This is a genomic window from Mesorhizobium sp. M7A.F.Ca.CA.004.06.1.1, from assembly GCF_003999135.1.
Classification (GTDB): domain Bacteria; phylum Pseudomonadota; class Alphaproteobacteria; order Rhizobiales; family Rhizobiaceae; genus Mesorhizobium.
This window is the reverse complement of record NZ_RZPQ01001226.1, coordinates 1-1,004: the sequence shown is the minus strand read 5'-3', so window position 1 is coordinate 1,004 and position 1,004 is coordinate 1. Positions and strand designations below refer to the sequence as shown.

Sequence of the window (1,004 nt, the reverse complement as noted above, 5' to 3'; positions counted from 1 at the left end):
GCCGCAGCACCGTGCAGCGATGCGTCAGCGCCCGCACCTCATTGAGCTTGTGCGAGATGAAGATGATGCCGAGACCTTGCGCCGCCATAGAACGTAACGCCGAAAACAGCCCGTCGACCTCGCTTGGCGCCAGCACCGCTGTCGGCTCGTCGAGGATCAGCAGCCTGGCGCCACGAAACAGAGCCTTGACGATTTCGAGCCGCTGCTGCTCGCCGACCGACAGCGCCGAGACCGGCAGGTTCGGGTCAAGCATCAGCCCATGCTGGCGGCCGATCTCGGCCAGCCGCGCCAGCCCGCCGGCGCGGTCGATCCGTCCTGTCTTGCCGGGAATGCCGATCAAAAGATTTTCCAGCACAGTCAGCCGCGGCGCGAGGTGAAAATGCTGGTGCACCATGCCGATGCCGGCGGCCAGCGCATCGGCGGAACTGGTGATCCGCACCGGCTTGCCCTGGATGAGGATTTCCCCAGCATCGGGCGCATAGGCGCCGAACAGCACATTCATCAGCGTCGTCTTGCCGGCGCCGTTCTCGCCCAGCAACCCCAGGATCTCGCCGGGTGCCACGCTGAGATCGACGGCCTCGTTCGCCTTGACGGCGCCGAAGCTCTTGGTGATGCCGCGCATTTCGATGAGGGGGGCGGGCAAGGGCAAGGATGCTCCTGATCGGAGTTGGCTTTGCGGTTCAGCTTTGATTGAGAGGGATGCGCTGCACCCCCCTCTGGCCTGCCGGCCATCTCCCCCTCAAGGGGGGAGATCGGATGTCATTTCGGCTTTCGCCAATTTTCTACGCCGAAGCAGGAGTGCCGCCGACAAAGCCGCCAATCTCCCCCCTTGAGGGGGAGATGTCCGGCAGGACAGAGGGGGGGCGCCTAGCACCAACCCCAAAAGCCAGAGCGTCAATCCGAAACCGGCGTATTCTCGTCCACATCCACCCGGAAATTGCCTTCGAGGATCTCGGCCTTCTTCTTCTCGACCAGCTCCTTGACGTCCGCCGGCAGCGTCTTGT

1 protein-coding gene is annotated in these 1,004 nt (G+C 64.0%); it reads right to left on the bottom strand.

Annotated elements, in window-relative coordinates; all coding sequences use genetic code 11:
* The coding region (locus EN906_RS35345; protein ID WP_127375830.1) for an ATP-binding cassette domain-containing protein at positions 1 to 643 on the bottom strand (643 nt) is incomplete at its 3' end.
* Positions 644 to 1,004 lie beyond the last annotated feature (361 nt).